Annotated in this window: 28 protein-coding genes; 7 read left to right on the top strand and 21 right to left on the bottom strand. The window is 72.3% G+C overall.

Annotated elements, in window-relative coordinates:
- Positions 1-86: 86 nt before the first annotated feature.
- Entirely contained in the window at positions 87-1418 is a 1332-nt protein-coding gene (locus tag DRB89_RS11040) for an MFS transporter (protein ID WP_112449134.1), read from the top strand.
- On the opposite strand, the gene DRB89_RS11035 is transcribed toward DRB89_RS11040, so the two are convergent.
- The gene (locus tag DRB89_RS11035; RefSeq protein ID WP_112453473.1) at positions 1399-1893 is read right to left on the bottom strand and encodes a YbjN domain-containing protein; all 495 of its coding nucleotides are present in this window, start codon (positions 1891-1893) and stop codon (positions 1399-1401) included. The two genes, DRB89_RS11040 and DRB89_RS11035, sit on opposite strands and share 20 nt — an antisense overlap.
- Positions 1886-3262, bottom strand: a complete 1377-nt coding sequence (gene mshA, locus DRB89_RS11030; protein WP_204357745.1) for a D-inositol-3-phosphate glycosyltransferase — start codon at positions 3260-3262, stop codon at positions 1886-1888. Before mshA ends, DRB89_RS11035 begins: the two co-directional genes overlap by 8 nt.
- Before the next feature lie 165 nt (positions 3263-3427).
- Here mshA and DRB89_RS11025 point away from each other — a divergent pair, with 165 nt between their 5' ends.
- The 3 genes from DRB89_RS11025 to DRB89_RS11015 all read left to right on the top strand — a co-directional run bounded on the left by DRB89_RS11025 (position 3428) and on the right by DRB89_RS11015 (position 7012).
- Complete coding sequence (locus tag DRB89_RS11025; RefSeq protein WP_204357744.1) at positions 3428-4237, top strand: class I SAM-dependent methyltransferase; 810 nt, start codon at positions 3428-3430, stop codon at positions 4235-4237.
- Between the two features lie 168 nt (positions 4238-4405).
- Entirely contained in the window at positions 4406-5455 is a 1050-nt protein-coding gene (locus DRB89_RS11020; protein ID WP_112449132.1) for a C40 family peptidase, read from the top strand.
- Between the two features lie 315 nt (positions 5456-5770).
- The gene (locus DRB89_RS11015; RefSeq protein WP_112449131.1) at positions 5771-7012 is read left to right on the top strand and encodes a PP2C family protein-serine/threonine phosphatase; all 1242 of its coding nucleotides are present in this window, start codon (positions 5771-5773) and stop codon (positions 7010-7012) included.
- 86 nt (positions 7013-7098) lie between these two features.
- On the opposite strand, the gene DRB89_RS11010 is transcribed toward DRB89_RS11015, so the two are convergent.
- The 7 genes from DRB89_RS11010 to DRB89_RS10980 form a co-directional block, all read right to left on the bottom strand.
- Entirely contained in the window at positions 7099-7443 is a 345-nt protein-coding gene (locus DRB89_RS11010) for a DUF2516 family protein (protein WP_112449130.1), read from the bottom strand.
- A gap of 126 nt (positions 7444-7569) precedes the next feature.
- Complete coding sequence (locus DRB89_RS11005) at positions 7570-8145, bottom strand: hypothetical protein (protein ID WP_112453471.1); 576 nt, start codon at positions 8143-8145, stop codon at positions 7570-7572.
- Positions 8146-8170: 25 nt separating this feature from the next.
- A complete protein-coding gene (locus DRB89_RS11000) occupies positions 8171-8596 on the bottom strand; it encodes a helix-turn-helix transcriptional regulator (protein ID WP_112449129.1) in 426 nt (141 codons plus the stop codon).
- Between the two features lie 74 nt (positions 8597-8670).
- Complete coding sequence (locus tag DRB89_RS10995; RefSeq protein ID WP_112449128.1) at positions 8671-9264, bottom strand: hypothetical protein; 594 nt, start codon at positions 9262-9264, stop codon at positions 8671-8673.
- A 49-nt stretch (positions 9265-9313) separates the two neighbouring features.
- Positions 9314-10081: a putative protein N(5)-glutamine methyltransferase gene (locus DRB89_RS10990; protein WP_112453470.1), complete on the bottom strand. Its 768-nt coding sequence runs from the start codon at positions 10079-10081 to the stop codon at positions 9314-9316.
- Positions 10082-10139: 58 nt separating this feature from the next.
- Complete coding sequence (locus DRB89_RS10985; protein WP_112449127.1) at positions 10140-11390, bottom strand: GNAT family N-acetyltransferase; 1251 nt, start codon at positions 11388-11390, stop codon at positions 10140-10142.
- Between the two features lie 65 nt (positions 11391-11455).
- Positions 11456-12082 carry an AmfC protein gene (locus DRB89_RS10980; protein WP_112449126.1) on the bottom strand — a complete coding sequence of 209 codons (627 nt, stop codon included), beginning with the start codon at positions 12080-12082 and terminating at the stop codon, positions 11456-11458.
- Between the two features lie 191 nt (positions 12083-12273).
- Between DRB89_RS10980 and dtd the strand changes: the two genes are divergently transcribed.
- The gene (gene dtd, locus DRB89_RS10975) at positions 12274-12699 is read left to right on the top strand and encodes a D-aminoacyl-tRNA deacylase (protein WP_112449125.1); all 426 of its coding nucleotides are present in this window, start codon (positions 12274-12276) and stop codon (positions 12697-12699) included.
- Between the two features lie 24 nt (positions 12700-12723).
- Here dtd and DRB89_RS10970 read toward each other — a convergent pair whose 3' ends face one another.
- The 12 genes from DRB89_RS10970 to DRB89_RS10915 all read right to left on the bottom strand — a co-directional run bounded on the left by DRB89_RS10970 (position 12724) and on the right by DRB89_RS10915 (position 22883).
- Positions 12724-13692, bottom strand: coding sequence for a folate-binding protein YgfZ (locus DRB89_RS10970; protein ID WP_112449124.1), 969 nt, complete (start codon positions 13690-13692; stop codon positions 12724-12726).
- A 33-nt stretch (positions 13693-13725) separates the two neighbouring features.
- Entirely contained in the window at positions 13726-14175 is a 450-nt protein-coding gene (locus tag DRB89_RS10965) for a Fur family transcriptional regulator (RefSeq protein ID WP_112453469.1), read from the bottom strand.
- 180 nt (positions 14176-14355) lie between these two features.
- A complete protein-coding gene (locus DRB89_RS10960; RefSeq protein ID WP_112449123.1) occupies positions 14356-14928 on the bottom strand; it encodes an FABP family protein in 573 nt (190 codons plus the stop codon).
- Positions 14929-15214: 286 nt separating this feature from the next.
- Entirely contained in the window at positions 15215-16333 is a 1119-nt protein-coding gene (locus DRB89_RS10955) for a hypothetical protein (RefSeq protein WP_239516090.1), read from the bottom strand.
- Entirely contained in the window at positions 16330-17295 is a 966-nt protein-coding gene (locus DRB89_RS10950) for a hypothetical protein (RefSeq protein ID WP_239516089.1), read from the bottom strand. The genes DRB89_RS10955 and DRB89_RS10950 overlap by 4 nt, the downstream gene beginning before the upstream one ends.
- Positions 17292-18098, bottom strand: coding sequence for a hypothetical protein (locus tag DRB89_RS10945; RefSeq protein WP_239516088.1), 807 nt, complete (start codon positions 18096-18098; stop codon positions 17292-17294). Before DRB89_RS10945 ends, DRB89_RS10950 begins: the two co-directional genes overlap by 4 nt.
- A 114-nt stretch (positions 18099-18212) precedes the next feature.
- Positions 18213-18476: a DUF3099 domain-containing protein gene (locus tag DRB89_RS10940; protein WP_112449120.1), complete on the bottom strand. Its 264-nt coding sequence runs from the start codon at positions 18474-18476 to the stop codon at positions 18213-18215.
- 90 nt (positions 18477-18566) lie between these two features.
- A complete protein-coding gene (locus tag DRB89_RS10935; protein ID WP_112449119.1) occupies positions 18567-18857 on the bottom strand; it encodes a DUF1416 domain-containing protein in 291 nt (96 codons plus the stop codon).
- Positions 18858-19005: 148 nt separating this feature from the next.
- Positions 19006-19851, bottom strand: a complete 846-nt coding sequence (locus DRB89_RS10930) for a sulfurtransferase (protein WP_112449118.1) — start codon at positions 19849-19851, stop codon at positions 19006-19008.
- A 450-nt stretch (positions 19852-20301) separates the two neighbouring features.
- Positions 20302-21021: a DUF2993 domain-containing protein gene (locus DRB89_RS10925; RefSeq protein WP_112449117.1), complete on the bottom strand. Its 720-nt coding sequence runs from the start codon at positions 21019-21021 to the stop codon at positions 20302-20304.
- A gap of 118 nt (positions 21022-21139) precedes the next feature.
- On the bottom strand, positions 21140-22618 hold the full coding sequence (locus DRB89_RS10920; RefSeq protein WP_239516087.1) for a hypothetical protein: 1479 nt from the start codon (positions 22616-22618) through the stop codon (positions 21140-21142).
- Positions 22619-22628: 10 nt separating this feature from the next.
- Entirely contained in the window at positions 22629-22883 is a 255-nt protein-coding gene (locus DRB89_RS10915; protein ID WP_112449116.1) for a MoaD/ThiS family protein, read from the bottom strand.
- Between the two features lie 468 nt (positions 22884-23351).
- Here DRB89_RS10915 and DRB89_RS10910 point away from each other — a divergent pair, with 468 nt between their 5' ends.
- Positions 23352-24122: a response regulator transcription factor gene (locus DRB89_RS10910; RefSeq protein ID WP_112449115.1), complete on the top strand. Its 771-nt coding sequence runs from the start codon at positions 23352-23354 to the stop codon at positions 24120-24122.
- Positions 24123-24192: 70 nt separating this feature from the next.
- Positions 24193-25215, top strand: a complete 1023-nt coding sequence (locus DRB89_RS10905) for a LacI family DNA-binding transcriptional regulator (protein ID WP_112449114.1) — start codon at positions 24193-24195, stop codon at positions 25213-25215.
- Positions 25216-25428 lie beyond the last annotated feature (213 nt).

The raw sequence follows: 25428 nt of genomic DNA, 5'->3' as shown, positions 1-25428 counted from the left end.
GGCCGTCAATCGAGTGGCTCCGCGGACCGCCCATCCGTAGGGTGCGAACTGTTCCAGGGACACTTACGCCGCCGGGGGGATTCCGTATGTCCGCTGCCAGTTTGAGACGGGCCGCTCGCGAGAGCGTGTCGGGGTTGCCGCGCGAGTTCTGGTGGCTCTGGACGAGCACGCTGGTCAACCGGCTCGGGGCCTTCGTCGCCACATTCATGACGTTGTACCTGACGTTGGAGCGGGGCTATTCGGCCTCCTTCGTGGGACTTGTGGTGGCCCTGCACGGGCTCGGCGGTGTGGTGTCGTCGCTCGTCGCCGGCGTGCTGACGGACCGGCTGGGCCGGCGGCCCACGCTGGTCGCGGCGCAGGCCTCGACCGCGTTCTCGGTGGCGCTGCTCGGTTTCATGGAGCACCCGGCGGCGATCGCCGCCGTGGCGCTGCTGGTCGGCATGACCTCGAACGCCTCGCGTCCGGCGGTGCAGGCGATGATGGCGGACATCGTCCGCCCCGAGGACCGGGTACGGGCCTTCGCGCTGAACTACTGGGCCATCAACCTCGGTTTCGCCGTCAGCTCGACCGTGGCGGGCTTCGTCGCCGAGCACAGCTACCTGGCCGGGTTCATCGGCGAGGCGGTCCTGACGCTGGCCTGCGCGGTGCTCGTGTTCATCAAGCTGCCGGAGTCGCGGCCGGTGCGGACGGCGGCGGAGAAGGCGGCCGCCGAGCCGGAGATCGGCCTGGGGACGGTGCTGCGGGACGGGCGCTTCATGGGGGTCGTCGGGCTGTCGTTCCTGATCTCGCTGATCTTCATGCAGGGTTCGTTCGGGCTGCCGCTCGCGATGGGCGCGGCCGGGTTCTCGACGGCCGACTACGGGCTGGTCATCGGGGTCAACGGCGTGCTGATCGTGCTGCTGCAGATCCCGGTCACCCGGTTCATCGAGCACCGCGACCCGCAGAAGCTGCTGGTGGTCTCGGCGCTGCTGGCCGGGTACGGCTTCGGGCTGACGGCCTTCGGCGGCTCGGTGTGGAGCCTGGCGCTGACCGTCTGCGTGTGGACGCTGGCCGAGATCGTCAACTCTCCGACCCAGATGGGCCTGGTGGCGCGGCTCTCCCCGCTGCACGGGCGCGGCCGCTACCAGGGCATGTACACGATGTCCTGGGCGGTGGCCTCGCTGGTGGCGCCGCTGATGGCGGGCTTCGCGATCGAGCACTTCGGCGCGGGGTGGCTGTGGGGCTCGACGGCGGTGCTGGGGATGGTGGCCGCGCTGGGGTACTGGCTGCTGATGCGGGGGCTTGCGGAGGGCGCGGCGGGAGCGGGGCCGGGCGGCTCCCCCGGGCCCGCCGCCACGGCGGAGCCGGCTGCCGCGGAGTCGGCCTCGGCGGAGCCGGACCCCGCCGGGCCGGACCGGGTCAGGCCGACGGCTGTGTGAGGTTCTTGAAGGCGTCGAGGTTGCGGGTGGACTCGCCGCGCGAGACGCGCCACTCGTACTCCCGCCGGATCGCGCCGGCGAAGCCCAGCTCCAGCAGGGTGTTGAAGGCCCCGTCCGCCGCCTCCAGGACCGTGCCGAGCAGGCGGTCGAGGTCGTCCGGGGTGATCACGGACAGGGGGAGGCGGGCCGTCAGGTAGACGTCTCCGAGCGCGTCCACCGCGTAGCCCATGCCGTAGAGCTTGAGGTTGCGCTCCAGCAGCCAGCGGTGGACGCCCGCCTCGTTCTCGTCGGGGTGGCGGATCACGAAGGCGTTGACCGACAGCGAGTGCTTGCCGACCTTGAGCGAGCAGGTGGTGCTCAGCTTGCGGGTGCCGGGGAGCTGGACGACGTACGTGCCCGGTGAGGGGCTCTCCCAGCTCAGCTCCGAGCCGGTCAGGGTCGCTTCGATGATCCCGGCGGTGTCAGCGTCAGCCATGGTGGGAGCGTACGTGACGGCGGTGATCATGCATCGCCGCGGTGTACACGTCGGCCGTGCCGCTCGCGGCGGTGTCCCAGCCGAAGAACTGCGCGTGCCGCGCCGCCGCCGCGCCCATCACGTCCGCGAGGGCGGGCTCGTCCACGAAGCGCCGTAGCTCGCGGGCGTAGTCCACCGGATCGTGTCCGGGTACGAGGATCCCCGTCACCCCGTCGTCGACGGCGACGGGCAGCCCGCCGACGGCGGCCGCCAGTACGGGCGTTCCGGTGGCCTGGGCCTCTATGGCGACCAGCCCGAAGGACTCGCTGTAGGAGGGCATGACCAGGACGGACGCCGCCCGGAACCAGTCCGCGAGCGCGTCCTGCGCCACCGGCGGGTGGAAGTGGACGAGGTCCGCGATGCCGAGCTTCGCGGCGAGCTTCTGCAGCCCCTCCGGCTTGGCGAGCCCGCTGCCGCTCGGCCCGCCGACGACGGGCACGAACAGCCGGGTGCGCAGCGCCGGATCCCGGTCCACGAGCTCCGCGACGGCCCGCAGCAGGATGTCGGGGGCCTTGAGGGGCTGGATGCGGCCCGCGAAGAGCGGGATGACGGCGTCCTGCGGGAGACCGAGGCGGGCGCGGGCGGCGGCCCGGCCGTCGGCGACGGTGAAGCGTTCGAGGTTCACTCCGGGGTGGACGACGGCCACCTTGCCCGGGTCGGCCTCGTAGTGCCGGACGAGCTCGTCGGCCTCCTCGGCGGTGTTCGCGATGAGGCGGTCGGCGGCGTTGACGATCTGCGTCTCGCCGATGACGCGGGCGGCGGGCTCGGGGGTGTCGCCCTCGGCGAGCGCGGCGTTCTTGACCTTGGCCATGGTGTGCATGGCGTGCACGAGGGGGACGCCCCAGCGCTCGGCCGCGAGCCAGCCGACGTGGCCGGAGAGCCAGTAGTGGGAGTGGACGAGGTCGTAGTAGCCGGGGCGGTGGCCGGCCCAGGCCTGCATCACGCCGTGGGTGAAGGCGCAGAGCTGGGCGGGCAGCTCCTCCTTGGCCAGGCCCTCGTACGGGCCCGCGTCCACGTGCCGTACGAGGACTCCGGGCGCGAGCTCGACGACGGGTGCCAGGCCCCCGGTGGTGGCCCGGGTGAAGATCTCGACCTCGATGTTGATCGCGGCGAGGCGCTTGGCCAGCTCGACGATGTACACGTTCATGCCGCCGGCGTCGCCGGTGCCGGGCTGGTGCAGCGGTGAGGTGTGCACGCTGAGCATGGCGACGCGGCGCGGCTTGCGGTGTCCGCCGACGCCGGCGGGCAGCCGCAGGCGGGGCGGCTCGTGGCGGGTGGCGGACCGGGCCGCGGCGATCCGGCCGCCGAGGCGGGACACGTACTGGCTCAAGGGAGCAGTTCCTCTCGCTCGGACGGCATGACGCGGGGAGCGCGGTCGGCGCCCTACTGAGGAGTGCAACCCGGATGGCCGTGCCCCGCATTCCGGGGGCGGCGGGATTCCTTGGCCGTTTGCCGGATTTTTATCGCGCGGGAGCGCTCCGCTTACTCTCTGCACATGGCTTCCCGCTCCACCCCTCCCCCTCGTCGCCCCGTCGGCACGGTGACGCGCGGGACCACGAACCCGAACCGTCTGCGCCGCATGGACCGCTGGATCGCGGCGACGCACGGGGCGGCGCTGCGGCGCGCGGACGATCCGGTCGCGGTGGACCTGGGCTACGGGGCCGCGCCCTGGACGGCGGTGGAACTGCTCGCGCGGCTGCGGGAGGCGGCTCCGCGGGTGCGGGTGGTCGGCATCGAGATCGAACCGGCGCGGGTCGCGGGCGCGAAGCCGTACGAGCGCGAGGGGCTGAGCTTTCGGCACGGCGGGTTCGAGGTGCCGCTGGAGGGCGGGGTCCGGCCGGCGCTGATCCGCGCGGCGAACGTGCTGCGCCAGTACGACGAGGACCAGGTCGAGGCAGTGTGGGAGCGGCTGCGCTCGCGACTGGCCCCGGACGGTCTGCTGGTGGAGGGGACCTGCGACGAGATCGGGCGGCGGCACGTGTGGGTCGCGTTGGGGCCGGAGGGGGCGCGCACGGTGACCTTCGCGACCCGGCTGGGCTCCCTGGAGCGCCCCTCGGACCTGGCGGAGAGGCTGCCGAAGGCGCTGATCCACCGCAATGTGCCGGGTGAGCCGGTGCACGCGTTCCTGCGCGATTTCGACCGGGCGTGGGCGGCGGCCGCCCCCTACGCCTCGTACGGGGCGCGCCAGCGCTGGATCCGCACGGCGCGGGCGCTGGCCGCGGACTGGCCGCTGGCGGACGGGCCGGTGCGGTGGCGTCAGGGGGAACTGACGGTGCGGTGGGAAGCGTTGAGGCCTTCGGGGTGATGTTGGTGCCGTAGGGGGGTGACCCTTGGGTCGGTAGGGGTGGCGGGGGACGACCGGGACGCATCGGGTGGATATCCACAAGGGTGTTGGAATTCACCGACTCATGGCACCATCCCGAAGGCAACGACAAGTTACTGACGATTAGTCAATCCTGTGTCTGGGGGGACCATGAGGAAACGACGACGGGGATCGCTCGCCCTCACACTGCTCTGCGCGACCGCGCTGCTGAGCGCGCCCGGCCTGCTGTCGGGCACGGCGTTCGCGGCACCGGACCCCCAGCAGGGCAAGTCCCTCGACCAGGTCCGCAAAGACATAGAGGACCTCTACCGCGAGGCCGGCGCCGCGACGGACGCCTTCAACCTCGCGGAGGGGGAGACCAAGACCCAATCCGACAAGATCGTCGAGATCGCCAAGCTGGTCGTCGCCGGCCAGGCGCGCATCACCGGGCTGAAGAGCCGCGCGGGCGCGGCCGCCCGCGCCCAGTACCGCTCGGGCGGGCTGCCGCCGGGCGCGCAGCTGGCCCTGAGCAACGACCCGGTGCAGTTCCTGGACGGCGCGGACCGGCTGCGCCAGGGCGAGAAGGCGACCTCGGACCTGCTCTCCGAACTGAACCGGACCCAGAGCGACTTGCAGCAGTACGCGAAGGACGCGAGCGCGCACTGGGACACGCTGGAGGCCAACCGGCTCAAGCAGGAGGCCTCGAAGAAGCAGATCGAGGAGAAGATCAAGGCGGCGGAGGAGCTCGAGAGCAAGCTGGAGGCCGAGCAGAAGGCCCGGCTGCTGCAGCTGGAGCAGGAAGCGCAGTACAAGGCGCAGACGACCTGGCTGTCGTCGGGGGCGCTGAAGGAGTCCACGGGTTCGGCGGCCACCGAGGCGGGCAAGCGGGCCGTGCAGTACGCCGCCGCGCAGCTCGGCAAGCCGTATGTGTGGGGCGCGGAGGGCCCGGGCTCGTACGACTGCTCCGGGCTGACCTCGCAGGCCTGGCTGTCGGCGGGCAGGGGGATCCCGCGCACCTCGCAGGAGCAGTTGCGGCTGACGAAGGTCGCGGTCAAGGACATGCGGCCGGGTGATCTGATCATCTACTTCGACGACGCGAGCCACGTCGGGATATATGTGGGCGACGGCGCGATCATCCACGCGCCCCGCCCCGGGCGCAACGTCACGATGGCGGGCGCGGGCTCGATGCCGATCAAGGCGGTCGTCCGGCCGGACGCGTAGGCCGGACGCGTAGGCCGGACGTGTGGGCCGGACGTGTGGGCCGGACGCGTGGGCCGGACGGGGGCAGACCCGGCCGCGCTCCCGCCCCGGCCGTCCCGTCCGACCCGGCCGTCCCGTCCGACCCGGGACGTCTCGGTGGGCGGGACACGACACCGCGACGCCGTGACGTTGGTCATTCGGTGACACTGACTTTCCCCCGCGATAACGGCATATGACGGAGCCCCCTGCCAGGCCCGGCATTCCGCTCTCCCCACCCCGCCCGCTAGGGTCGCCGGACGAGCGACCCCCCGAGGGGGCGGGAAGGAACCGGAGACGATGCCCGTACCCGTACCGCGGCAGAGGGACATCCCGGCCACCGAGAGCGGTCCGGGCGGCCAGTCGTCGCTCAACCTGCTGGTGATCGAGGACGACCCCGCCGGCGGACTCACCGTCCCCGAGATCCTCGACGCCGACGGCCACCGCATCCGGCTGCGCAGCGCCCGCAACCTCACCGAGGCCGCCCGCCTGCTCACCCCGGACGTGCACTGCGTGCTGCTCGACCTCGCGCTGCCGCACGGCCCGCCGGGCCCGGCCGACGGCGCCGACCCGCTCGGCGCCCTGCGCGAGGTGCTGCGCATCGCCCCCCGCCACGCCGTCCTCGTCCTCACCTCCGAGGGGGACGCGGAGCGCGCCGCCGAGGCCGTACAGGTGGGGGCGCAGGACTTCCTCTTCCGCGACGAGCTCGACGGGCGGCTCCTGAGCCGCGCCATCCGCTACGCGGTGGAGCGCAAACGGGCCGACATCGCCCAGTACAAGCTCGCAGAATCGAAACTGCGCGCCCAGGAGAACGCCCGCCTGGAGCGCGGCCTGCTGCCGCACCCGCTCCTGGAGGGCTCCGACCTCCGCTTCGCCGCCCGCTACCGCCCCGGCCGCAGCCGGGCGCTGCTCGGCGGGGACTTCTACGACACCGTCCGCACCCCCGACGGCACCGTCCACGCCATGATCGGCGACGTCTGCGGCCACGGCCCGGACGAAGCGGCCCTCGGCGTCGAGCTGCGCATCGCCTGGCGGGCGCTGACCCTGGCCGGCCTGTGCGGAGACGACCTGCTCGCCACCCTGCAGCAGGTCCTGGAGGTCGAGCGGCCCTGCGAGGAGATCTTCGCGACGCTGTGCACGGTGGACATCGCCCCGGACGGCCGCCGCGCGGGCCTGTGCCTCGCGGGCCATCCGGCGCCGCTGATATCCAGGCCGGGCCGCCCCGCCCGGCTGCTCCCGTACGAGAACAGCGGCCCGGCGCTCGGCCTGCTGCCCCGGGCCCGCTGGCCCCGCCGCCAGGTCGAGCTGGGCGGCACCTGGAGCCTGATGCTCTACACCGACGGCCTGATCGAGGGCCGGATCGGCCCCGGCCGGGAACGCCTCGGGCAGGACGGCATGGTCGAGATGATCAACCGCCACCTGGACGACGGGCTGAGCGGCGAAGGCCTGCTGGAGGCCTCCGTCACCGAGGCGCGCCGCCTCAACGGCGGTGAGCTGACGGACGACGTCGCCGTCGTCCTCCTCTCGCGCGCCGAGGGCTGACCCGCCCGGAGACGGCCGCGGACGGCCGCGGACGGCCGGGGAGACCCCGGGCGAACTGCCTACCGTCTACGTCTACCGTCCGCCGTCTACCGTCCGCCGTTGTAGGGCCCGTACGGCCCGTCACTACTGCTGCCGCCGCTGCTGCGGCCCCGCCCGCCGCCCGAGACCTGCTTGAGCGCGGGGCGCACGTCGACGAAGAAGACGATGGTGGCGACCAGCCCGGCGATCTCCAGGAAGAGCATCCCGAGGAAGAAGTCCACGAGGACGGTGACACCGAGGATGACCAGCCAGAAGGTCTTGGTCTGCTTGTCCGCCGCGCGGTAGGCGTCCTCGCGCGCCATGACCGCCAGCACGAAGGCCGCAACGGCGAGCGCGAGCATGGCGAACCCGAGCAACGGCAGAACCCCTTGATCGAACCCGTTCATCAACATCGTCTGACCGCCTTCTCACGCCTCGCACGCCCGGATGCCGTCTGACTCCACGCTACCGGCAGAGCCCCTTCCACAAACACCAACGGACCGGACACCCCTCGGGTGCCCGGCCCGCCGTGCGACGCATCAGCTCTCGTCGGCCGGCTCCGCGGCGGCCTTCTTGGCCGCGGCCTTGCGCGCCGTCGCCTTCTTCGCCGGGGGCTTCTCCTCGCCGGCGGCGTCCTGCCCGGCCGCCTGCTGCGCCTCGGCCTGCGCCTCGGCCTGCGGCTCCGGCTCCACGACGACGGCGATGTCGACGATCTCCTCGGAGACCTCGCCGCGCCACTGGCGCACGGCCTGCTCGCCGTGCTCGGCGACCTTGTCGTAGGCCTCCTTGGCCTTGACCGCGTACTCGGCGGCCACGCCGACCCCGCGCAGCGCCAGGTCCTGGGCGGTCTCGCCGAACTTCTTCGGGTCGATCGCGCCGAACACCTCGACGACCTTGGCGGTGACCGCCTCCTGCGCCTCCCGGGCCTTCTCCTGCACGGCCTTGGGGTCGGTGTTCTTCACGGCCTCGATGCGCGCGGGGGCCTCGGCGCGCAGCTGCTCGATGAGCCCGGGCACCTTCTTGGCCTGCTGCGCGGCCAGGTCCGCGGTGCCCGCGACGAAGTAGAGCGGGGTCGGGTCGGTGAGGGTCTTCTTCAGGTCATCGGCGATGGCCATGCGGTGGTCCTCCCGGATCACAGTCTCAGTTCGTGTGGGTCGTCGTATCGGCATCGGAGCCGCCGGCATCGGCGGCCGCCCCGGCTCCGGCGTCGGCTTCCGCCTCGGCGGCGTTCTCCTTGCGGAAGGACTCGTAGATCTGGAGCAGCACTTGCTTCTGCCGCTCGCTGATCGACGGATCGGCGAGGATCACGGCCCTCGTCTCGACCTCGTCCCGGTCCCGCTCGTCCAGGATTCCGGCCTGCACGTACAGCGTCTCGGCGGAGATCCGCAGCGCCTTGGCGAGCTGCTGCAGGATGTCCGCGCTCGGCTTGCGCAGCCCGCGCTCGATCTGACTGAGGTACGGATTCGACACCCCCGCCGCATCGGCCAGTTGCCGCAGCGAGAGCTGCGCGGTCCGCCGCTGCTCGCGCAGGTATTCGCCGAGGTTCCCGACGTTGAGCGATGCCATGCCCCGATCCTGCCGCACCCTGCTAACTATTGCAAGCACCTGCTTGCAATAACTCCCACCGCACGGGGCGCCGGTCACCGGGCCTGAGCGCACTCCGGGCGGGTCCAGAGGGTGAGGTCGCTGCTGGTGGCGACCGCCAGGGTGAGGCCGGAGGGCGAGAAGCCGACGGCGCGGAGCTCTGAGTACTGGGAGTGGAAGACGTGCCACCACGTCCCGCCCGCCGGCCCTTCGTGCGGCGGGCCGTCGGTGGAGAGGATCACGCGGTCGTGGGGCCACTCCGGGCTGACCACGTCCACGAGCCAGCCGTCCGGCGTGCCGCTGTGCAGGCCGCCGCCGAAGAGCCCGGCGATGTGGACCCGGGTGCCCTCGATCGGGCCGAGCCCGGGGCAGGTGAGGTCCGGCGACGCGTCGGGGGTGCTGGTGTCGGGGTCGGGATCCCGGTCGCGGGCGATCCGCTCGCCGGTGACCGCGTCGAACAGTCCGTGGCCGGCGCTCGACACGGCCATGACGAGGTCGTGCCCGCTGTCGGGATGGACGGCGAAGCCGATGCCGGTCAGTCCCCCGACGGGATTCCTGTGGTCCGGCACCGGCCGCCACGGCTCGGGGGCCGGCATGACGGCGGCGGCGATGTAGTGCTCGCGCAGCTTCCGCTGGTACTCCGTGATCAACTCGCCTTCTCCGTTCTCCCCGCCTCGGGGATCTCTCGCAGGGCCACGGCTACGCCGACGCCACGACCACCGTCGCGTGGTACTCCTCCGATGTCACCGCGCGCACCGACAGGCCCGCCGCCGTCAGGGCCGACGCCGTGACCGGGGACTGCCGGGCGCTCGTCTCGATCAGGAGCCGGCCGCCCGGGGCCAGCCAGGCCGGCGCGCCCGCCGCCACCCGGCGGTGGATGTCCAGGCCGTCCGGGCCGCCGTCCAGGGAGACGGCCGGTTCGTGGTCGCGGGCCTCCGCCGGCAGCAGGCCGATCTCGCCGGTCGGCACGTACGGGGCGTTGACGACCAGCACCTCCACCCGCCCCCGCAGCGCTGCGGGCAGGGAGGCGTAGAGGTCGCCCTCCCAGACCCGCCCCCCGTACGGGGCGAGATTGCGGCGGGCGTACGCGAGCGCGACCGGGTCGATGTCCGTCGCGTGCAGCTCGGCACCCGGCACCTGCGCGGCCACGGCCGCGCCCAGCGCGCCCACCCCGCAGCACAGGTCCAGGACCACCGCGCCGGGCCGGGCCGGCGCCACCGCCTCCCGTACGAGGAACTCGCTGCGCCTGCGCGGTACGAAGGCCCCCTCGCCCACTTCCATCCGCAGCCCGCAGAACTCCGCCCAGCCGACGACGTGTTCCAGCGGCTCCCCCGCCACCCGCCGGGCCACCAGAGCCGCCAGCTGCCCTTCGTCCCCGGCCGCGTTGCGCAGCAGCTCCGCCTCCTCCTCCGCGAAGACGCAGCCGGCCGCGCGCAGGGTTTCCACCAGTGTTGCCAACTGCCTCAGTCCGTCCGTCCATCCGTCCTCAGGGTTCCGCTTCACCACGCGCCCCGCCCCGTCCGCCTCAGAAGACGTCGGGGCACCACGGCCGGCGCGCCGTGCGGAACACCGCGTCCGCGAGCGCGACCGCCCCGGGGCGGTCCTCGGTGATCTCGCCGAGCGCCGCCAGCCGCACCGCCGACTCGTCGCCGAGGTACAGGGCCCCGAGCACGGACACGTCCAGCCGCAGGTCCGCCGGCTCGTCCGCGGACACGGGTACGCACGTGCCCGCGCCCGCGTCCAGCCGGTAGCGCCCGCCCGCGAGCCCGGCCCGGTCCGCGACCTCCAGGACGAGGATGCCGGGCACGGCGTACGTCCGCGCGCCCAGGGCCCGTACGACGTCCAGGATCCGCACCCACAGCCAGTCCGCCGAGGTCACCGCCCGGGCGGCGCGCGCGTCGGGCAGCAGCCGGGTGACGAGGTCGTCGGGGGCGCGCAGCCCGGTGCGGACCTTGACCACCCAGTCGAAGGAGCACAGGAAGTGCCACAGCGCCCGCTCCGCCTCCGGGGTCACCGCGATGAGCTGCTTGACCTGCAGGGTGTTGTGGGGGACCTTCGCATCGGTCCAGTTGTCGTCCACCCCGAACCTGGCCAGGCCGGTCACCTCGCCCGCGGCCGTCCGGTGGACGGCGTGGAACCCGGGCTCGTACGCGTGGTGCTCGGTCGTCTCCGCCCCCGTGGTCAGCCGCCACCACCGGGCGTCGCGGTTCACCGCGCCGGGCACGGCCGCCCGCAGCCGCTCGTGCAGGGCCGGGCCGACCTTCCTCACCTCGGCCACGTCCACCAGCTCGATCCGCCCGCCGCCCTCGGGCGCCGACCGGCGTGCGTCGAGCCCGGTGCGCGGTACGTCGATCTCCCACTCCGAGGCCGAGGTCGCGGGCCCGTACCCGTACCGCCCGTAGATCGGGTACTCGGCGGAGATCAGCGTCGACAGCACGTCGCCGCGCGCCTTGGCGGCGGCCAGCTCGGCGGCCATCATCCGGGTCAGCAGGCCCTGTCGGCGGTGGGTGGGCAGCACGGACACGTTCGTGACCGCGCTCGACGGCACGAACGCCCCGCCCGGCACGGTCAGTTCCTGCGCGAAGGAGCGGAAGGTCGCCACGCACCGGCCGGTGGAGGTGTCGAACGCGCCCTGCGTCCGCGCCCGATCGGCGTACTCGGCCCACCGCTCGGCATCGGCGGCCGACGCGCACTGCGTGCGCAGGAAACCGGTGTGCTGGGCGTGCAGCCACTCGGGGATCTCGGATGCGGCGATCGGCCTGACGTCAGCGCTCATAGCGGCCCACGCTAATCGGCCCACCGTGGCGCGTCGCCCGAATTTCACCGTGCGCGCGGACCGGCTCAGGCCAGCAGGTCGTCCACCTGGGCCTCGCCCTCGCGGTAGCGCCGGGTGATCTCCGTGCTGCAGCCGTCCGCCGTGCGCTGCAACTGCTGGCGGCGCCGCGAGACCTGCTGCTCGTAGCGCACCAGGCGGGCCATGCCCTCGTGCAGTTCCTCGTCCGTGCGCGCGCCCAGGTCGGAGAGTTCCACGTCGGACAGCATCTCGGCCGCCAGCAGCCGGTACTCCTCGCCGTGCGGGGTGCCGAGCGTGACGTGCCGGGCGGAGGCGCTGCGGGTGGACGGGGCGTCCGCGAGGATCTCCGAGAGCCGGTCCACGACCGGCGCCTCGGGGTCCGTGCGCCGGGCGAGTTCGGCGCGCAGGATGTCGATGCGGCCCTGGAGCAGCCTGCGCACGTAGCTCAGGTCGGCCTCGTCGCGCTGCGCGTCGCGGCGCAGTGTGCGCAGCTCCGGCAGGCCGAGCGCGGTGGTCGCCGTCGGCGGGGCGTCCGCGGCGCCGGTGCGCTGCGCGGGCGGGCGGGGCGCCGGCAGGTCGGCGGGCGCGATGGATGGAGCGGGTGCGGCGGACGCCGCGGATCCGACGGATGCAGCGGGTACAGAAGCAGGTGCGGAGGTACCAGAGATGTTCATGCGTTCGTGTCCGTCCCCTCGACCGGTGCTGGGGGCACCGCCTGCGTGCATCGTGCCACTCTCCGTGGTGCCGGTGCAGTCCCAGTCCGCCCGATCGGCCCCGGACGGCCCAACTGATTCGTTCGTCAGCCGTTGCCGTCGACCGGATACCCCATAGGGGTGAAGGGGGGAGCGCCTGGTACACAGGTGGTATGCGAGCAGTGGTGCAGAGGGTGGACGGCGCGAGCGTCGTCGTGGCGGGCGAGACCGTCGGGGAGATCGTCGGCGAGGGGCTGTGCGTCCTGGTGGGGGTGACCCACGACGACACCCCGGAGAAGGCGGCGATCCTGGCGCGCAAGCTGTGGTCGGTGCGGATCCTGGAGGCGGAGAAGTCCTGCAGCGACGTGAACGCGCCGCTGCTGGTGGTCTCCCAGTTCACGCTCTACGGAGACGCCCGCAAGGGCCGGCGCCCCACGTGGAACGCGGCCGCGCCCGGCCCGGTCGCCGAACCGCTCGTGGACGAGGTCGTGGCACAACTGCGGGCGCTGGGCGCGACGGTGGAAACGGGCCGGTTCGGTGCGGACATGCGCGTCTCGCTGACCAACCACGGCCCGTTCACCATCGTCATCGACATCTGACCTGCTGACCTGCTGACCTGCTGGTCAGGGGGCCACGACGACCTCCTGCGCGGCGGCCGTCTTCCCGACCAGCAGCGGCGCGTCCACCGGAACGTTCCGCTTGACGAGCGCGAGCGCGATGGGGCCGAGCTCGTGGTGGCGGACCGAGGTGGTCACGAAGCCGAGCTGACGGCCCTCCTCCCCGTCCGCGGCGAGCCGTACGGGCGTGCCGTGGGCCGGGAGCAGCACATCGGAGCCGTCCAGGTGCAGGAAGACCAGCCGGCGCGGCGGCTTCCCCAGGTTGTGGACGCGGGCCACCGTCTCCTGGCCGCGGTAGCAGCCCTTCTGCAGGTGCACGGCGGTGCCGATCCAGCCCAGCTCGTGCGGGATGGTGCGGTGGTCGGTCTCCAGGCCGAGCCGCGGCCTGTGGGCCTCGACGCGCAGGGCCTCGTACGCGAGCAGGCCGGCGGCCGGGCCGTGGGTGCCGGCGAAGGCCTCCAGTTCGGCGCGGGGCAGGAAGACGTCGCGGCCGTGCGCGGTCTCCCGTACGGCGTGCTCCTTGGCGACCTCGGCGATGGATCCGGCCGGCAGGTGCACGACGGCGAAGTCCGCGGTGGCGTCGGCGGCTTCCACCCGGTAGAAGAACTTCATCGACTCCAGGTAGGCGAGCAGCGCCTCCTGGGTGCCGGGCTCGACGTGCATCCACGTCGTCTCGCCGTCGTCGACGAGGTAGAGCGCGTGCTCGATGTGCCCGTTCGCGGAGAGGATCAGCGCCTCGGTGGCCTGGCCGGCCGGAAGCTCGGTGACGTGCTGAGTGATCAGCAGGTGCAGCCAGCTCAGCCGGTCCGGGCCGGTGACGGTGACGACCCCGCGGTGGGAGAGGTCGACGAAGCCGCGGCCTTCGGCGAGGGTGCGCTGTTCTCCGTAGAGCTCTCCGTAGTGGGCGGCGACGCCTTCGTCGCGGCCTTCGGCCTGGACGGCGCCGGGGAGATGGAGCAAGGGGCTGCTGGTCATGCCACCCAGCCTACGACCCTGCGGGGGACGGACCTAGGGCCGGCCGTCCCGCTGCTCGGCCCGGTGCTTGGCGGCGCACTTCTTGCAGAGTCCGAAGATCGCGAAGTGCTTCATGTCGGTCTCGAAGCCGAAGGTGGTGCGGAGCTTGGCCGTGAACTCGGCGGCGACGTCCACGTCCGCCTCGATCACGTCGGCGCAGTCCCGGCAGACCAGGTGGATGTGGTGGTGCCGGTCGGCGAGGTGGTAGGTGGGGGCCCCGTGCCCGAGGTGGGCGTGCGAGACCAGCTTCAGCTCCTCCAGGAGCTCCAGCGTGCGGTAGACCGTGGAGATGTTGACCCCGGAGGCCGTCTTGCGCACCTCGACGAGGATCTCGTCCGGGGTCGCGTGCTCCAGGGCGTCGACGGCTTCCAGCACGAGCTGGCGCTGCGGCGTCAGGCGGTATCCGCGCTGGCGCAGGTCGCTCTTCCAGTCGCCGCTGTCGATCGTCCCGGCGCTGTCCGTGCTGTCGGTGGTGACCACCCGGCCAGTGTAGGCCTCGGCCCGGGCCGCCATGACTGGCCGAGCACCCCTGGGATGCGCGGGAGCCCCCTACGGCTGCTGCGGCAGGGGGCTCACGGGCCGGCTCGGCGGCTCGGCGACTCGGCGACTCGGCGGCTCGGCGGCTCAGCGGAAGAAGGCGATGCCGTCGTCCGGCATGTCCGGGAGGTTGCGCGCCATCTCGGCGACCTCCTCGGGCGTGACGACCTTCTTGAGCTGGGCCGACATGTACGGGCGCAGCTCGATGTCGGGGGTGGTCTTCTCGCCGACCCACATCAGGTCGCCCTTGACGTAGCCGTAGAGCCGCTTGCCGCCGCTGTGCGGACGGGAGGTGGCGGTACGGGCCACGGCATCGGTGACCAGATCGATCTGCGGCTTCTGGTCGGCGAGGTCGCCGTACCAGATCTCCACGACGCCCTGGTCGCGGACCATGACGATCTCGACCTTGCGCTGGCCGTCGATGCGCCAGAAGCCGGACTCGGACTCCAGCGGCCGCACGTTGTTGCCCTCGGCGTCGAGGACCCAGGAGTGCGAGTGGTACTCCAGGAAGTCCCGGCCGTCGTGGCTGAAGACGACTTCCTGGCCGAAGTTGCACTTCTCCTCACCGGGGAAGTCGAAGACGCCCGCGCCCTCCCAATTGCCCAGGAGGAAGGCGAGGGGGACGAGGCTCGGGTTCAGGTCGGACGGGATCTGGATCATGAATGGCTGCTCAGGCGATCTGTGGGAGGGGTTGCGGTGTCCGGGGCGGGCGGCGGCCGATCAGACGATCAGCGCTGGCCCTGGTACAGCTTCTTCACGGCCAGTCCGGTGAAGGCCATGACACCGACGACGACCAGGACCAGCAGGGAAGTGAAGACTGCCTCAAGCACGGGGTGCTCCTCGGAGTGTGAGTGGCGTTACGGGGCCGGTCCCCAAGCCTACTGGCCTGGGGACCGGCGCACTCTGTGAGGTGGGCCGTACGACGCGCCCCTCGTACTAGCCCGTACTAGCCGAGGAGCTGGTACTGGAGGATCACCGTCTGGTGGAACGGCACGGTCGCCACCTCACCCTTGCGGTTCTGCAGGATCACGGCCTGGACGTCACCGGCCTGGAGGCAGCCGAGCGCGGTCTGCTCGTCGCCCGTGGGCTTGGCCTCCTTGTAGAGGCTGACCTCGCTCGCGCTCCGGGAGCCGCTGGCGGCGCCGGTGTACGCGCCGTCGCTGCCCACCTCGATGCGCTGCGAGCTCTTGGCCTTGCGCCAGTCCTCGTCGGACTGGAGCCGCACGACGCCGTTCAGCTTGGCGGTGGAGCCGCAGCCGCCGAACTTGTCCACGAAGCCTGAAGCGTGGAAGCGCAGCAGGTAGACACGGGTGCGGGTGCCGTCCGGGGTGGTCCAGCCGCGGGCGGTGATCTGGCGCAGCCCCTCGTTGCCGAACTCCTCCTTCAGCTTCTCGCGGGCGGCGGCGTCGTACTCCTCCAGGAAGGTGTCGACGGTCACCACCCCGTCCTTCTCCAGCTTCAGCGCGGAGTCGGGGGTCGAGCCGGTGGGGGCCGGCAGGAGCAGCTCGGTGAGGCCCGCGTAGTGGATGCCGTCCGGGTTGTCCTTGGCGAACGGCAGGGCGGCGCCCGGCGGCAGCACCGGCTTGGCCAGCGCCGGGTAGGTCCAGCGGCCGTCGGCCTTGGTGGACAGGCCCGGGATGTCGGTGCGCTCCGGCTGGGTGACCTCGTACGCGACACCCGTGCCGACGGCGCCGAAGACGAGGACGGCGGCGGTCCAGCGCAGCGCGGCGAACAGCTTGCGGCGGTCCTTGGGCGCGGCCGGCACCTCCGGGGCCGCGAAGGGGTTGGCCGCGAGCGGGTCGGCGGCGAACGCGTCGGCCTGCGCCGCCGCGTCGGCGGGGGCGACGGGGGCGGCCGGGGCCGCCCACCCCTCGGTCGCGGGGCCGGCGCTCTCGACCGCGGGCGCCGCCGCCTGGGCGGGCACCACGGGCTCGGGAGCCTGCGCGGGGGCCGCGACGGCGGCGTCGGGGGCGGCGTCGGGGACCGCGTCCGTGGCCACGGCGGGCTGCGGCACGGCGTCCTCGGGGGACGCCGGCGCGGCTCCGGTGGTGTTCTGCTCGGTCACACGGACTCCCCGGGGGACTTCAGGTGGCTCATCTGGTTCTTGAAGAACGTGACGGCATCGGCGGTGGAGAAGGGCTTGGGCCCGTAGGCGCGGAAGGTGACCATCACGTCGCCCTCGACGGCCACGCAGTCGATGGAATCGATCTTTTCCTTGTCCTTCTCGCCGATCGCCTCCAAGGAGCACTTGGCGTCCGGGAACCCGTCCACCTTCGGCGCCTCGCGGCCGTCACCCGTGAAGTCGAGGAACTTCTTGCTGACCTCGGAGAACGCGCCCACGGCCTTCGGGTCGGCCTGCATGATGCGGACCTCGGCGTACCAGTTGCTCTTCTCGTTGACGTAGCTGCGCCCCGCCAGGCCCTTGAGCTTCAGCTCGGCCAGCGTCTTGTCGCGGTCCTTGCGCTCGGAGCTGGTCAGGCCGCTGCGGGTCTCCTTCATGCCCTCGACCGCCTTCTCGCCGGAGACGAAGAAGTTGTTGCCGTCCTCCTCCAGGTCCGGGCCGAGGACGAAACCGGACGGGAGCGGGAGCAGCTTGCCCGAGATGGCGTTCGTCGGCACGGAGCCGGGCGCTTCGCGCTTCGGGGGTTCCTCGCCGATGGGGATCCAGTAGGCGGTGGGCGCGTCCCGGTCGGCGTCCGCGATCGCGGAGGACGCCCATGCGCCGCCGCCCAGGAGCACCGCGGCGGCCACGCCGGCGGCGATCAGGACGATCGTCTTGCGGTTGACCTTGCGCGCGGGCCGGGCGGGCGCGGCGAGATGGGCCCCCCACGGGGCCGCCTCGGGGGCCGAGGCTGCCTCGGGGGCCGAGGCTGCCTCGGGGGCTGCCGGCGCCTCGGGGGCCGGGGCTACCTCGGGCGCCGGGGCTACCTCGGGCGCCGGGGCCGCCTCGGGGGCCGGGCCTGCCTCGGGCGACGGGGTCGGGGCCGCTGCCCCGTCCGGGGTCACGTCGTTCTGCGGCTCGGTCACAGTCGCTCCAGCTGTCGCTTGGCCAGGTCCACGACGTCGCCTTCGCTGATCTTGCCGCGGTTGTTCACGAATTGGATGTCGAGCACGATGTCGCCGCGGCGGGCGATGGCGCGCGCTCCGCGCATCGGGAGGTACCCCGGCTTCTCGTCGGCCTTGGAGTCCACCCAGACGTGCCCGAGGTCCGAGGGGGTGCCCGGGATGTCCACGCCGCCGTTGCCCGCGTACTCGACCTGGGGCATGTAGTCGGACTGGTTCGTCTGGTAGTCGTCCGCCCCGGAGCGGTCGTTGAACTGGATCAGCCGCACGTCGACGAAAGTGGTGTCGTCCACCGCCCAGCTCACCGAGGCGATCCGCCGGATGTCCTGCTCGGCGAGGTAGCCCAGCTGACGGTCCGGCTGCTTGAAGAAGGTCGCGAAGTACTCGATGGGCTCGTAGCCCGCACCCTCGGCCTTCGCCCCGCCCGGCGCCTCGACCAGCAGCTTCGCGAGGTCGTCGTCCGTCTTGTGCCAGCGGTTGGCGTTGATCGTCTTGTTCGTGGTGGCGTCGTCGGGCGCGAGCGCCTTCGGGGACACCAGGTCCGCCTGGGCCAGCGGCGCCAGCGGCGTCGGTTCGCGGTCGTACTGGACGGCGTAGCCGGCGACCGTGCCCGCCAGGACGCCGAGGACGGCCGCGCCGGCGATCAGGAGGACCGTACGGCGCCCGCGACGGCGTCGGGGGGTGGCCGCGACGAGGTCCAAAGTGCCCTGTTCCGGGGTGCTCTCCTCCTCTTTCCGCTGGTCGGGAAGGGTCTGTTCGTGTTCCAAGGGAAGTTCCCCCACAGGACTGGTGTCGCGGGTCGATTGACCGCGTACAGAGATGACACCTTGCTGCGGGATGATGTTGTACGCATGCTTATTACATTTTTATCTCGACTGGTTTCAGTCCTCGGGACGCCGCTTTCCATCCAGTTCGTCCCACCACTCGTCGGACTTCGCGTCCCCCGAGGGGTCGTCCCACCAGCGGTCGTCGGGCCCGCGCCGGTTCGCGACCATCGCGGCGACCGGCGGGATGACCATGGCGACCGCGCACAGCGCGACCGCGGCCTCGACCGACCACAGGCGCACGAAGGACCAGGCGGAGACGAAGAGGAACAGGCATCCGCCCATGAGCAGGAAGTAGGCGCGCCGGCGCCGGGCGTACATGCCTCCAGCGTAGGGCCGCCCGCCCCGGAACGGCACGAAGGGCCGCACCCCGGCCTCGGGGTACGGCCCTTCGTCACACCAGTGCGGTACTCAGACCGCGATCGCCACGTCCGTCACGCCGCCGGATTCGACGACGACCACGGCGCGGTCCGCCTGGGCTCCGGGCACGAGCGCCCGCAGCGTCCAGGAGCCCTCGGCCGCGTAGAAGCGGAACTGGCCGGTCGCCGAGGTCGGGACCTCCGCGGTGAACTCGCCGGTCGAGTCCAGCAGGCGGACGTAGCCGCTGATGGGCTCGCCGTCCTTGGTCACCTGACCCTGGATGGCGGTCTCACCGGGCTTCAGCGTCGCGAGGTCGGGCCCGCCGATCTGTGCTCCACACATGTTCTCTGTCCTGTCCTAGAGAGGTATGACTACGGGCGTCGCGTGCCCGGAATGCTCGGTGCCCGGAACGCTGGGTACCCGGAACGCTGGGTACCCGGAACGCTGGGTACCCGGAACGCTGGGTACCCGGAACGCTGGGTACCCGGAACTACTTGTTGGCGCCGAGCTCGATCGGCACGCCGACCAGCGAGCCGTACTCGGTCCACGAGCCGTCGTAGTTCTTGACGTTCTCCTGGCCCAGGAGCTCGTGCAGCACGAACCACGTGAGCGCGGAGCGCTCACCGATGCGGCAGTAGGCGATGGTGTCCTTCGCCAGGTCGACCTGCTCGGCCTGGTAGAGGGCCGTCAGCTCTTCGTCGGACTTGAAGGTGCCGTCGTCGTTGGCGTTCTTCGACCACGGGATGTTGCGGGCGCTCGGGATGTGGCCCGGACGCTGCGACTGCTCCTGCGGGAGGTGCGCCGGCGCGAGCAGCTTGCCCGAGAACTCGTCGGGCGAGCGGACGTCGACCAGGTTCTTCGTGCCGATCGCGGCGACCGCGTCGTCACGGAAGGCGCGGATCGAGGTGTCCTGGGCCTTGGCCTTGTACTCGGTGGCCGGGCGGCTGGGGACCTCGGTGCCGTCGACCAGGTCGCGGGAGTCGAGCTCCCACTTCTTGCGGCCGCCGTCGAGCAGGCGGACGTCCTGGTGGCCGTAGAGCTTGAAGTACCAGTAGGCGTAGGACGCGAACCAGTTGTTGTTGCCGCCGTAGAGGACGACGGTGTCGTCGTTGGAGATGCCCTTGGCGGAGAGGAGCTTCTCGAAGCCCTCCTGGTCCACGAAGTCGCGGCGGACCGGGTCCTGGAGGTCGCTCTTCCAGTCGATCCGGACGGCGTTGGTGATGTGGTTCTTGTCGTACGCGGACGTGTCCTCGTCCACCTCGACGATGACGACGTTGGCGTCGTTCAGGTGGGCCTCGACCCAGTCGGCGTCTACAAGGACGTCGCTGCGGCTCATGGTGTTCTCCTCCGGGGCAGTGTGCGGCGGGGTGGTGCTGGTGGTGCTGGGTGCGTGTGCTTCCGGGTGCTCCCCCAGCTACCGCCGGGAGGTGCCCCCGGACGGATCCTGTTGCGGGGAGGCGTCAGGAGGGCGGGAGCAGTAGTGGTCACACGGGAAAGCGGAAGGCTGTCGTCCGGCTATGGAGCGGGATGCGCTCACACGTCACATGGATCGACAGAGCATGGCGGCGACGCGACACAGGTCTACTGCCCGTCGCTTCGTGAGGTCCGCCTGCTGATGCTTCATAGCCATGGATCGTAGGGACGAATCGGCCGCCCTGTCACCGCCGTGTCATATACCGAGACAGGATCGTCCGCATAGTGGGATCAGATGGGGGTCGACGGCTCCGCCACGGCCTCCGGGGGCCCTCGTACGGCCCCTCCCATCTGCGGATCGGACCGACCCGTCTCACGATCCGGCCAACTTCAGATTCGCACCGCCCACGGTGAGGTGAATGCCCGCCTCGTCCGAGGTCAGCGCCGTCAGCCCGAGCCCCGACGGCAGACCGCCGTCGAGCCGCCGCTCGAAGTCGGTCTTCTTGCGCACCGCGGCCTCGATCCCGGGAAGGCCCTCGCCCGGCACCCGGTCGGCACGCACCCGGACGGTCTTCGCCCCCTTGCCGTCCCCGGAGTCGACGAGGGAGACCGTCGACACCACGCTGCGGCTGAGCGTCTTGCCGAGGAACTCCACGCTCGCGGTCACCTTCACCTTGCCCGGAGCCCCGCCGTAGGCGACGGTCACCCCCGGCTGCGCGGCCGCGCTCAGATCGGCGTACGTGACCGTGGCCGAGCCCTCGGCGCTCCGGGCGGTGCCGCCCGTGTAGTCGCCGTTCAGCTCCACTCCGCGGAAGGCGACCTCGAGCCGGGAGAGGTGCGTCTTGCGGCCCTCCTCGGTCGAGACGTCGAGGCCGTCCATCTTCAGGTCGACCCGGTCGAGGTCGCGGGAGAGCGCCTGGGTCAGGAAGGGGAACCCGTGGATGTCCACGTCCACCCCCACCGACGGGTCCTGGAAGGCCCGTATCCGGTCGGCCATCCGGTCCTCGGCATAGCCGACCGCCCAGCGGTCCAGGCCGACGAAGAGGCCGCCGAGGACCACCCCGATGATCACAACGACACGCAGGACACGCACGTGCCCACCCCCCAGACGATCGGTTTCAGCGACACAGTGGACCATGACCCGGCGTCAGGGCGCCGTGAACATGCCATCGGAGGGGTGGGGTTGCGGGGGGCCGGAGGGTGCGGGGGCCTCAGCCCACCACCCGGCCGATCAGGTAGACCGCCGGAGCCGCCGCGGCCAGCGGCAGCGCGACACCGGCCGTCATGTGGACGAACTTCGACGGGTAGTCGTACGCCGCCACCCGCAGCCCGATCAGCGCGCACACCCCGGCCGTCAGGCCGATCAGCGCACCGCCCGCGCCGACGGACGTCAGCCCGCCGACCGCGATGCCCGCGCCGGCCGCGGCGGCCAGCGAGACGCCGACCGAGGGCACGGTGGGCAGCGGCAGCGCACGGGCGAAGACGGCCACCGCCACGGCGGCCGCGCCCACGCTCACGGCGGCGGAGCCGGCCGCGAGGTAGCCGGCACACACGATGGCCAGCGCGGCCGAGGCCACCGAGGCCATCAGCCCGTACATCCGCTCGTCCGGATCGGCCTGGCTGCGCAGCTGGAGCACCAGCGTGAGCAGCACCCAGGCGCCGAGCGTGCCGATGATCGCACCGGGCCCGTACGCCTCGTCCACCGCGAGCACGGCCACGTCGGCGGCGACGGCCCCGGCGAAGGCCAGCGCGATGCCCTGGCGGGCCGGCCACATGCCGTTCAGCCGGAACCAGCCGGCCGCGGTGAGGCCCTGGAGCGCGATCAGGGGTGCGAGCAGCGCGAGCTTGCCGAGGGCCGCGGCCGCGGCGATGACCAGCCCGAGGGCGGCGGTCAGTATGGCCGCCTGCGGGCCCGGGTCGATGATCGGCGAGCGGCCTTCCGCGCGGGCCTGGGCGGGGTCGACCGCGCGCAGGGTGTTGCCGGCAAGGGTGGGCGGGGACCAGGCGGGCTCCTCCTCGGCCGTCCCCGGCTCCGGGGCGGGTGCCTGCGCGGGTGCCGGTCCCGGAGCCTGCGCCGGGTCGGCCGCGGCCGCCGCCGCGGCCTGCGGCGGGAGGTAGGCCGTCGGGTCCACCCACTCCTGCGCCTGGGGCTGCGCCTGGGCCTGGGCCTGCGGCTCCTCGCGGAACCAGTGGTCCGGCGCGGCCGTCTCCCTCACCTGCTGCGGCGGGTCCATCGGGCCGGGGTAGGAGCCGGGGTAGGAGGGCGCGTAGGCGGCCTCGCCCCAGGCCGGCCCGTCGGCCGGGCCCTGGGGCTGCGCCCGGCCCGCCTGCGGGTCCGCGGGGGCCTGCGGCTCCTCGCGGAACCAGTGGTCCGGCGCGGCCGCGTACGGGTCCGGGTACTGCGCGGGGACGCCGTCGAGCGGGCTCTGGACCGGCTGGTGGGAGGTGTCCCACGTCGAGGCCTGCCAGGTCTGGGTCCCGTACGGGTCCGGCTGCTCGAGCTGCTGCTGCGGGTACTGCTGCTGGCCTTGGTACTGGCCCTGCGGATCCTGGTACTGGCCCTGCGGGTCCGGATACCGGCCCTGCTGGTCCCCGTACTGCGCCTGCGGGTCCAGGTACTGCGCCTGCTGCTGCTCGTACAGCCGCTGTTGCCGCTGCTGCTCCTGCTGCTGTTCCTCGGGCGTGCTCATCGGACTCCGCTCACCCGCCCGCGAACGGCGGGAGCACCTCGACGGTGCCCCCCTCGGTCAGCTCGACGGAATCGTGCGGGCGCTTGCCCACCGGCTCTTCGTTCACGAGGAAGGAGCAGCGCAGCAGGACCCGGGTGAGTTCCCCGGGGTGGCGTTCCCGTACGGCGTCGAGCGCCTCGGCCAGTGTCCGCGCCGAGTACGGCTCCTCCGCCGTCTTGGCCGCGGCCTTGGCCGCCGCCCAGTAGCGGATGGTTCCGGTTGCCACTGCACGCTCCTCTCGTCGGCGCTCTGCCGTCGGCCTCCATCATGAACCCTCGCGCCGCCGATCCCGGCGTGCCTCCGCGCGCCCCGCGTGCGCCCGAGCGGCCCCCGGGGAGTCCGTCGATCCGGTGAAACCAGCGCACGAGCAGGTCGCGGGGGTGGTGCGAACCACAGAAGAGCCTCCGCTCCAGCCCTCGGCCCCGCGGGGGTGGGTGGGCTATTCTGCTGCCGAGAGGATCCGGGCAACGTAGCCCCCGGGTCCTTTTGTGCTTTCAGCACGTTGAACGAACCGAGAACAGTGGTGTCCACCCGGACCTCAGGGCGCGGGGAACGGCGGACACCGGGCAAGTCGTACGAAGCAGTGCCGCGAAAGTCCTCGACGGGACCGAGGAGGAACCGACGTGATGGACCAGCGAACCGTGTGTGCGCACAAGCACGCACCCCACCGCCCGAACCGGGCAGGTGGTCGGGCATGAGCTCCCTCCTGCTCCTGACCAATGCCCTGCAGCCGTCCACCGAGGTGCTGCCCGCACTCGGCCTGCTGCTCCACACCGTCCGGGTGGCTCCGGCCGAGGGCCCCGCCCTCGTCGACACCCCGGGCGCCGACGTGATCCTCGTCGACGGCCGCCGCGACCTGCCCCAGGTGCGGTCGCTGTGCCAGTTGCTCCGCTCCACCGGGCCCGGCTGCCCGCTGATCCTCGTCGTCACCGAGGGCGGCCTCGCGGCCGTCACCGCCGACTGGGGCATCGACGACGTCCTCCTCGACACCGCCGGACCGGCCGAGGTCGAGGCGCGGCTGCGCCTGGCCACCGGGCGCCAGCAGCTCGGCTCGGACGACTCCCCGATGGAGATCCGCAACGGGGACCTGTCGGTCGACGAGGCGACGTACTCGGCGAAGCTCAAGGGGCGGGTCCTGGACCTCACCTTCAAGGAGTTCGAGCTGCTCAAGTACCTCGCGCAGCACCCTGGCCGCGTCTTCACCCGCGCCCAGCTCCTCCAGGAGGTGTGGGGCTACGACTACTTCGGCGGCACCCGCACGGTCGACGTGCACGTACGGCGGCTGCGCGCGAAACTCGGCCCCGAGCACGAGTCGCTGATCGGTACCGTCCGCAACGTCGGCTACCGCTTCGTCACCCCGGAGAAGGTCGAGCGGGCGGCGGCGGAGGCCGCGGCCCAGGCGGCCACGAAGGCGGCGGCGGAGGCCGCGGCAGGGGCCGCGGCGGCGCTCACCCGAATGGACTAGACGGGCTGTGGGAATGACCTCCTCCGGACGCCCTGCCCAGAGGTAGGTCACCCCGCGTAGACTGCCGCGCGTGGCCAAGGTGACGCGGGATGATGTGGCACGACTTGCGGGTACTTCCACCGCCGTCGTGAGTTACGTCATCAACAACGGACCCAGGCCGGTTGCCCCGGCCACGCGCGAGCGTGTCCTCGCCGCGATCAAGGAACTGGGCTATCGCCCGGACCGGGTCGCGCAGGCGATGGCGTCCCGGCGCACCGACCTCATAGGCATGATCGTCCCCGATGCCCGCCAGCCGTTCTTCGCGGAGATGGCGCACGCGGTCGAACAGGCCGCCGCCGAGCGCGGAAAGATGGTGCTGGTCGGGAACTCCGACTACCGCGACGAGCGCGAGGTCCACTACCTGCGGGCCTTCCTCGGCATGCGGGTCTCCGGACTGATCCTGGTCAGCCAGGGCATGAGCGAGCGGGCCGCCACCGAGATCGAGGCGTGGGACGCCCGTGTCGTCCTCCTCCACGAGCGCCCGGAGGCCATCGACGACGTCGCGGTCGTCACGGACGACATCGGCGGCGCGCAGCTCGCCACCCGGCACCTGCTGGAGCACGGGCACCCGTACGTCGCCTGCCTGGGCGGCGTCGAGAACACCCCCGAGGTCGGCGACCCGGTGGCCGACCACGTCGAGGGCTGGCGGCGGGCGATGCTCGAATCCGGCCGCTCGGTGGAGGGCCGGCTCTTCCAGGCGCCGTACAACCGCTACGACGCGTACAAGGTCGCCCTGGAGGTGCTGGCCGGCCCGGACCGGCCGCCGGCGATCTTCTGCGCCACGGACGACCAGGCGATCGGCGTACTGCGGGCCGCGCGCGAGCTGCGCATCGACGTGCCCGGGGAACTGGCCGTGGCCGGCTTCGACGACGTGAAGGAGGCGGCGCTGACGGACCCGCCGCTCACCACGATCGCCTCGGACCGCCCGGCGATGGCCCGCGCGGCGGTGGACCTCGTCCTGGACGACTCCCTGCGGGTGGCCGGCTCCCGCCGCGAGCGCCTGAAGCAGTTCCCGTCGGCGCTGGTGATCCGCCGCTCCTGCGGCTGCCGCTGACACGTCCCCTTTCGACGCGATCTTCCAGACCGTCGGCGGTCAACGGGCCCAGTGCGGGCTTATATCGGGCATACGCGGTTCTGTCGGGCTTCTCAGCGGGGACTCAGACGGCTCTCATGATCCGCGGACACAGTCGTATCCATGACCGAGAACTTCCGCCGCGAAGGCGAGTACCCCCAGGAGAACCGCCCCCAGCCGCACCCCGCCCCCTTC

Origin of the sequence: Streptomyces sp. ICC4, assembly GCF_003287915.1 — a bacterium.
GTDB classification, from domain to species: domain Bacteria; phylum Actinomycetota; class Actinomycetes; order Streptomycetales; family Streptomycetaceae; genus Streptomyces; species Streptomyces tritrimontium.
This window is presented reverse-complemented; position numbering and strand designations above follow the sequence as displayed.